At 69.4% G+C, this 7,921-nt stretch carries 5 protein-coding genes and 2 tRNA genes; 3 read left to right on the forward strand and 4 right to left on the reverse strand.

Annotated features, from left to right (window positions below):
- On the reverse strand, positions 1–2,858 hold a 2,858-nt coding region (locus VFA06_RS10825; protein ID WP_324840348.1), incomplete at its 3' end, for a PAS domain-containing protein.
- A gap of 381 nt (positions 2,859–3,239) precedes the next feature.
- Here VFA06_RS10825 and VFA06_RS10830 point away from each other — a divergent pair.
- A tRNA-Ser gene (locus tag VFA06_RS10830) sits at positions 3,240–3,329 on the forward strand.
- Positions 3,330–3,424: 95 nt separating this feature from the next.
- Here VFA06_RS10830 and VFA06_RS10835 read toward each other — a convergent pair.
- Entirely contained in the window at positions 3,425–3,967 is a 543-nt protein-coding gene (locus tag VFA06_RS10835; RefSeq protein ID WP_324840349.1) for an NUDIX hydrolase, read from the reverse strand.
- 149 nt (positions 3,968–4,116) lie between these two features.
- Between VFA06_RS10835 and VFA06_RS10840 the strand changes: the two genes are divergently transcribed.
- Entirely contained in the window at positions 4,117–5,313 is a 1,197-nt protein-coding gene (locus tag VFA06_RS10840) for an ATP-binding protein (protein WP_324840350.1), read from the forward strand.
- Positions 5,314–5,423: 110 nt separating this feature from the next.
- Here VFA06_RS10840 and VFA06_RS10845 read toward each other — a convergent pair whose 3' ends face one another.
- The gene (locus tag VFA06_RS10845; RefSeq protein WP_324840351.1) at positions 5,424–6,680 is read right to left on the reverse strand and encodes a serine protein kinase RIO; all 1,257 of its coding nucleotides are present in this window, start codon (positions 6,678–6,680) and stop codon (positions 5,424–5,426) included.
- 248 nt (positions 6,681–6,928) lie between these two features.
- Between VFA06_RS10845 and VFA06_RS10850 the strand changes: the two genes are divergently transcribed.
- Positions 6,929–7,001, forward strand: a tRNA-Arg gene (locus VFA06_RS10850).
- Positions 7,002–7,078: 77 nt separating this feature from the next.
- On the opposite strand, the gene VFA06_RS10855 is transcribed toward VFA06_RS10850, so the two are convergent.
- A partial coding sequence (locus tag VFA06_RS10855) for a site-specific integrase (RefSeq protein WP_324840352.1) occupies positions 7,079–7,921 on the reverse strand: 843 nt, incomplete at its 5' end.

A 7,921-nucleotide genomic window follows, 5' to 3' on the forward strand; every position in this document is an offset into this window, starting at 1 on the left:
ATCAGCAAGACGCGGGGGAGCGAGACTCCTGGCGGAGTGAGGGCCTGCAACAGCAACGCCGGATCAGGGCCCTGCGGCGGCTCGGCCGGCCCGCCGCCGATGCCCGCGGTCACCACGATCGGCAGTCCCGCGTTGATCGCCGCGCCGCGCAGTATCCGCAGGCCGCGCCGCGTAATTGGCGCTGCGATCGGGTCCACGAGCACGGCGCTGGGCTTCGTCGAGTGCTCTGAAGCCAACTCGTCCACCGTGCGCGGCAGCGCGTCGAAATTGTCCAGCGCGACCGACTCGTAGCCGCGGTCGTCAAGCACGTCCAGCGTCGATTCGTCGGGCTCCGGCCACAGCAGCAAGGTCGGACTGAACTTCGCGTCCGGAATCATCTCGACCGGCATGGCGCCCGAGTTCTGCATTGCCGACCGTGCCATCGGGTCGACGGCCGCAGGTTTCGCGGTTGCCGGTTGCGTCGCGGCCGGTTGCGCGGCTGCCGGTTGTGCGACCACGACAGGCGGCATGGCCTGCGTCGGGGCGTCGTCTACGGCACCGAAGCCGGTTTCCCTGGCGGCCTGAGGCGCGGCCTCCGGGCGTGCAGCAGGAATACGAGCAATGGGGGCTGGGCTCGGGGCCGGACTCGGATTCGACCTCTGCGGAGCGGGCTCGGCAGCAACCGCACGCCTGCGCCCGCGCGGCGCCGTGTCCTCCTCGGGCCGCTCGGTCGTCACCGTGCCCTGCTTCGCTACGCCACGCTCCTCGACGAACCCTGTCTCGACGGGGGCTGTCTCCGCAGGAGCCGTCTCGGCGGACGCCGCCTCGACGCGCGACTCCTCTTCGGGCTCCGCTTGAGGCTGCCACGGCTGCTCATTCGGTTCCGTTACCGCAGCCGCACCGCTACCAGCGGACGCTCCGTTGCCGCGCGCCGTAGGCGTACCTACAGCGTTCATCTCCTGCGTAGGCGGATCCGATGGGTTACGCGGCGGCCGCGTCCACACGTCGCTCGTGGGCAATGGCTTGCTCGGCTTGAGATCGAGCGGGATCGAGCCGGATGAACGAGACAGCGACGAACGCACCTGTGCCGGAATACGCGCTTGGCCGTTCGTACCGGACGCTGCGGTAACAGGTCGCCGTGCATCCGCGCCGTGGCTCGTGTGGTGGCCGTTGGTTTTCTCCACCTGCGTGGTCTGGCTGGACGCCGTGGGCGCGGTACCGGGTGCCGTTCCGCCGGCCGCAGGAGGGGGATTGACCGATGGGGGCGCCGCGGGCGGCTCCACGCTCGATTCGAGCGCGTTCGACGAAGGAGGGCGAACTCGAGAGACCGGCGTGATGCGCGCAGGCCGCACCGACCGCGTGTTCACCGTCGAAACGGCCGAACTCCCGGGATTCGACGAGGCCGGATTCGACGGCGAACCGGGTCCGACCGCACGTACGTCGCCCTTCCCGCCGCCTGCCGAACCCTCCAGCGGGATCTCGACCACGTGCGTGTTGCCCTTACCCGCGATCCGGTGCGTCGTGACCGTGCCGCCGTGCTGCGCCACGATGGCCCGCGCGATCGGGAGGTGCAGCGGGCCGCCGCCGGTGTGCGGGCCGCGGATCTCAATCCGGGCCACCGGGCCGCGCCGGGCCGCCGTCACCACGACCTTCCCGCCGACCGGTGAGGCGTTGACCATGTCGGCGAGCAGGTGAGCCAGCATCGTGGCGAACAGCTGCGGGTCGACCGAGACCTCGACGTCGGCGGTGTGCGCGATCAGGTCCACGCCGAGCGCCGCCGCGTCCGCGTCCGTGGCCTCGACCGCCGCGTCGACCACCACGGACAGCGCTATCTTCTGCGGCTCGCAGGGCGTATCGCCGACCACCATGTGCTGGTAGTCCACGATGTCGTCCACCAGCCGGGCCACCTCGGCGAGATCCGAAGTGGCGGACCCCAGCGCCTGCCGCACGTTCGGGCCGAGCTCGCCGATCCCGTACTCGGCCACATTGCGCAGCTCAGTGAGTACCGCGGCCAGCGGGGCGCGCAGCTCGTCCTCCAGCACCTCCGCCAGCTCGCGGGCCCGGCGGACCGCCGCGCGTACCTCGCTGTTGTCGGAGAAAGTCATCACCGCGCCGATGATCACATCGCCCTCGAACACCGGCGCGGTGGTCACATCCACGGTCACCGAGGTGCCGTCGCTGCGCCACAGCACCTCGTCCTGCGAGCGGTGCTTGGTGCCGTTGCGCAGGCTGTCCACGATGAGGACCTTGTCCGCCGATATCGGCGTTCCGTCCGCGGCCGAGTGCGCGATCAGCTCGTGCACGTCCTGACCGCCCAGGTCGCTGGCGCGATGCCGCAGTATCCGAGCGCCCGCCGGATTGACCAGCACGATGCGGGCCTCGTTGTCGACACCGATGATGCCCTCGGAGGCGGCCCGCAGGATCAGCTCGATCTGCCGCTGCTGCCTGCGCAGCTCAGCCTCGATATCGAGCTCGCCGGTCAGGTCCCGCACGACGTACAGCGTCAGCTCGTCGCCGTCATCCGGCAGCTTCGCCGTGTTCACCTCGGCTGGGAACAACGTTCCATCGGTACGCCGCGCCGCCAGCCGCTCAGGCGGGACACGCGTCGCACCCTGCGGTACCGCGCCAACCGGCGCAGCAGACCCAGCGGGCAGCGCAGCCGGACCTGGACCCGTGGCGACCGCACGCCCAAGCCCCGGTAACAGCACCGCGATCGGCTTGCCGAGCAGCCGCTCCGCGCTTTCGCCCTCGAACAACTCAAGGGCGACGGCGTTCGCGTTGACCACCAGGCCCGAGGCGTCAGCGAGCAGCAGCGCGTCCGGCAGCGCGTCGAGTATCGCCGCGAGGCGAGAGGCAGAACGGCCGGACGTACGGCTCACCGGGTACTGCCCTCCACTCGCTTTCCAGGCCGATCCACCCTTACGGATCGGTCACACACACCCCGGCGCCTTATGGCGGCGGCCCGTTCACACCGCCGGACCGCCTCGGCCGGCGTGGGCCCGGAGCGGATTGTGGCTCCGACTATTCCACACGCTGCGCTGCGGCGGGAGGGACCACTTTCCCGGTAGACGTCCCGGCCCCGCCGGTGGGTTGCGCAGGCCTGCCGTGAGCACCATGCCCGTGAGCAGCGGACCGCTCGGGCCCGGATTTGTTTTGTCGCGCCGTCTCCGGTCCGGGTATGCTGTGCGGGATCGTACCAAGCCGGTCACCAACGGTGGCACGGAAAGTGTGATTTGTGCCCGATTCGGGCACGCGCATCAGGAGGCTTCGCCTAGTCCGGTCTATGGCGCCGCACTGCTAATGCGGTTTGGGTCTAAAACCCATCGAGGGTTCAAATCCCTCAGCCTCCGCGGCAAGGCCCCCGTCCCCAGGGACGGGGGCCGCTTCGTTCCCGGCTAGTTGTTCTCCGAGCACTCCACCGGACGCCCGGCAACGATCCGGCCCCTCACGCCGCCAATCTCGCCGCCAACGCCGCGTCCCCCAGCTTCGACAGCGGCTGCCACCGGTGCGCCACCGCCTCGCGCCCGCCCAGCGTCGGCACGTTCGCGCCGGTGCGGAACGCGAACCGGAAGTCGAAGTGCCGATGCGCCGGCTCAGCGCGTACGTCGCTCGCCGGGATCGGGTGCACGTCGATCTGAATCGGCAGCGCTTCCTCCCCGCCCACCTGCTCGATGTCCTCGGGTCTGATACCGCATTCCTCGGCCAGCTCCCGCAGCGCGGTCCCGGTCAGGGACTTGTCGTCCGGCTCGCAGTGCCCGCCCGGGTTCAGCCAGCGGCCCAGGCTGCGATGGTGGATCTGCAGCACCCGGTCCTGGTCGTCGAGCAGGATCACGCCGGCGGTGATGTGCGCCGGATAGCGGCGGCGGGAGGTGAAATCGAAGCCCTTGCCGAGCGCCAGGATCAGCGGGGACAGCGCCTCGCGTTCCTCCGGGTAGGCGGCCAGGTAAGCGTCAACGGTTGCGGTGATCTTCTCCAAGTGGATGGCCATAGACCGGTCCGTCCTGCTGCGGGGTGTGCGCGATAGTCATGACAACGTACTGGAACGCGAGATGATGCCCGCGGCGAGCGCGAAGAGACTCATCGCGAATTATATGAGTGTCTAGCGTAGAGCTGAGACGCCGTCATAGAGTCCTTTTCGTGGATCCGATCAGGAATCCCTACGCGCCGGGGGCCGGGCAGCGTCCGCCCGAACTGGCCGGACGGGATCGCGAGCTGGACCAGTTCGACGTCGTGCTCGAGCGCATCGCCAGGGGCCGCCCTGAGCGGTCGCTGGTGCTCACCGGCCTGCGCGGCGTCAGCATGACCGTGCTGCTCAACGCGCTGCGCTCGCAGGCGATCGGCAGGCTGTGGGGCACCGGCAAGATCGAGGCGAGACCGGACCAGACGCTGCGCCGCCCCGTCGCCGCCGCGCTGCACATGGCCGTGCGCGAGTTGGCGCCGCGCCACCGCGACCCCGAGCGGATCGACTACGTCCTGTCCGTCATCAAGGCCTTCGCCCTGCGCGACTCGGCAACCGGCTCCGGACCCGGCTCGAAAACCGTTCCCCGCTGGCAGCCGGGCATCGACGTCCCCGCCGCCCGAGGCCGCGCCGACTCCGGCGACATCGAGATCGACCTGACCGAGCTGTTCACCGACGCGGCCTCCATCGGCACCGACCTCGGCGTCGGCATCGCGCTGTTCGTCGACGAGATGCAGGACGTCCCGACGCCGGACCTCTCAGCGCTCTGCGCCGCCTGCCACGAGCTGTCCCAAACCGGCGCCCCGCTCATCATCGTCGGCGCCGGCCTGCCCCACCTGCCGACCCTGCTCTCGAGCTCGAAGTCATACTCCGAACGCCTCTTCCGCTACCACCGCATCGACCGCCTCGATCGCCCGGACGCCGACCTCGCCCTCACGGCGCCCGCGCAACGCGAAGGCGTGGACTTCAGCCCCGACGCCCTGGACGCCCTCTACGACGCGGCCGACGGGTACCCGTACTTCATTCAGGCGTACGGAAAGGTCGCCTGGGATGCCGCCCCCACGACGCCGATCACCGCGGAGGACGTGAAGGTCGCGGCCCCCGAGGCCGAGGCCGAACTCGCCGTCGGCTTCTTCGGCTCGCGCTACGAGCGCGCCACCCCCGCCGAGCGCGAGTACATGCGCGCGATGGCGCTGCTCGGCGACGGCCCGGTCCCGACGGCCGAGGTCGCCACGTCCCTCGGCCGCCGGCCCTCGTCGTTGTCCCCGGCGCGTGACAGCCTGATCAAGAAGGGCCTGGTCTACGCGGCCGAGCGGGGCTCGGTGGCCTTCACCGTCCCGCACTTCGGCCACTTCCTCCGCTCCCAACCCGTCTAACCCTCTTCTCCTCCAACCCCTCTCACCTCACCCCCGTCACCTCCCAGCCCCGCCGCCCATCCCGTCACCCACCCATCCCTAACCCCCTATTCCCCCCTCTACTCCCTTCCCTATACATCCTTAGAATCCCCAATCCCCGCCTCATCCCGCAACAGCCTCAGCAGCCCGTCAGCCTGCCACTCCGCCTGAGGCAGCCCCCGCGCCGCGAACCAGCCGCCGATATTGCGCACGTCACGCGCCAGCAGCTCGGCGCCCCGCGGGTTCACCACAACGTCCACCACCTGCGGTAGATCGATCAGCACCAAGCGCCCGTCGTGCACCAGCACGTTGTACGCCGACAAGTCGCCGTGCGTGAACCCGGCGCGTGCCAGCGTGGCCAGCCCGTCCGTCAGCTGCTCCCACAAGTCGACGAGCTGCTCGGTGCTGGGCCGCAGCTGCGCCAGCCGAGGCGCCGCGCCGCCGTCCGCGTCCCCGATGAACTCGAGCATCAGGTCGGTGCCCAAGCGCGAGACCGGATAGGGCACCGGTGCCCCAGCAGCCCACAGCCCGCACAGCGCGGCGAACTCGGCAGCGGCCCACTGCTCGGCGATGAGCTTGCGCCCAAAGGTCGTCCGATTCGCGATCGCCCGCTCGATGCGGGACTCGCGTGTCCGGCGCCCTTCCAGGTAGCCGGCATCCCGGTGAAACAGCCGGTGGTCGGCGCTGCGGTACTGCTTCTCCGCAAGCAGCACCCGCTGCCCAACCCCCGCCGGCCCCGCACTCGCTTCGCCCCCTCCCCCCGGCAACCACCGCTCCACCAGGTGAACCTCCGCCTCCTTCCCCGTCTTCACCACGCCGAGCCGCGTATCGACCGCAGCCTCACTGGTGATCACCCAAGACGGATACGGTTCGGGCCCGACCTCCCCCTGCCCCCAGGTCGACCAGCGGTCGGCGCCCTCCGGCAGTTCGAGCCCGTCCTCAGCCTCGATCAGCGCAGCGGCCAGCCGGTCCCGCTCCTCATCGGTGAGCCGTCCCCGCCGCAGCGGCACGTCAGCCTCGTCGTCGAAGCGCCGCCGACGGCCGCCCTGCCCCCGCCCCCGCCGCCCAGACGACCGGGCAGCGTCAAAGTCGTCGTAGTCATGGTCGTAGTCGTAATCGTGGCTGCTGCCACCGCGGCCGTCGTAAGCGTCGACGTCCGCGTCAAAAGAGTGCTTGCGCACTGGAAGTCTCCAAACAAAGCGAACGGAATCCGCCCCGCCGGAGCCAACAGCCGCACAGTCGCGCGAAGCCTCGCGCAAGAAGAAGAAGGAAGTGCGGCTCAGAACCGGGCCGAAGCGGTAGGACAGGACAAGGTCGAGTCCAGGACAAAGACGTTGGACACGAGCCACCTCCTCCGCTCCGGATCACACGCGGTGACCGCTCACCACGGCGGCCCAACCGACCGCCAACCCCGCGCCCGCGAAGCCGCCCTCCGGGCCGCCACACGCCGCCGAGTCTCGTCCCGCCCGCCCCGCCCCCGCAACTGGTTTTCCGCGCCGCCCCGCGCCCGGGCTATCGGTTTGCTGACCCACCCCCCGGACCATGTACACTCAACGGGTCGGCCAGCGGCGGCCCAGTTCCGCAGGCCCGACACCCAGCGCTCGTAGCTCAACGGATAGAGCATTTGACTACGGATCAAAAGGTTGGGGGTTCGAATCCCTCCGAGCGCGCCCACGTCAAAGCCGGTAAGCACTTGATGCTTACCGGCTTTTTTTGTGTCCCTGACACCCACACCTGACACCAACCGCTACGTATCAGCGCTGCTCTCCGAGGCCGTATTGGTGTCACGACTCATCACACCGTCCATCCGCTTAATCGCCTCCCGCAGTTCGGGCGCGAGCACGTGCGTATAGATGTCAGCGGTCACGCTGAGCTGAGAGTGCCCGAGGATGTCCCGGATCACGATCAGGTCGACACCCTGAGCCTTGAGGAAGGTCGCGCACGAGTGGCGCAGCGCGTGCGGGTGGAGGTTGCGCAGCTTCGCGCGACGGGCCAGCACGAGCAGTGACCGGTTGATCGTGCTCGGCTCGATCGGCCGGCCGAATCGCGTCGTGAACACCAGGTCCATCGCGTTGCCATCCCAGCGCGCACCGGCCGTCTCTTGCTCGTTGGACTGAGCGAGCCGCCAAGCGCGCAGCGCACGGGCAGCCACCGCGGGCAGTGGCAGGACGCGACGGGACTTCTTGCTCTTGAGCCGGACCCGCTTCATGCCCTGACCCTTGATCCGCTTGAGCTGGTAGCGGACGTGTACCATCTCCCGCTCAAAGTCGATGTCTTCCCAGGCCAGGCCCAGTGCCTCACATCGACGCAGGCCGAGACCGAGGTAGATCACCCACAGCGCGCGAAGCCGATGCTCGATTGCCACCGGCAGGAACGCGGCCAACTCCTCATCATCGAGCGGAGCCACGTCGGACTGGTCGGCGTGAGGTGTCTCGACGAGCCGGACGACATTGCGTGTGATCAGTTCCTCGCGCACGGCGTAGCCGAGAGCACTGCTGATCACGGTGTGCAGCAGTTGCCGAGTCCGATCTGACATGACGGACCCGCGCACGGTCTCGACCGTCTTCATCGAGTGCAGGAACGAGCGGAC

The sequence above is a fragment of the Actinocrinis sp. genome (genome assembly GCF_035653575.1).
Taxonomy (GTDB): domain Bacteria; phylum Actinomycetota; class Actinomycetes; order Streptomycetales; family Catenulisporaceae; genus Actinocrinis.

Coding starts and splice junctions, on each gene's coding strand:
- VFA06_RS10835 (WP_324840349.1), bottom strand. CDS start 3,967: ATGGCCATCCACTTGGAGAAGATCACCGCAACCGTTGACGCTTACCTG.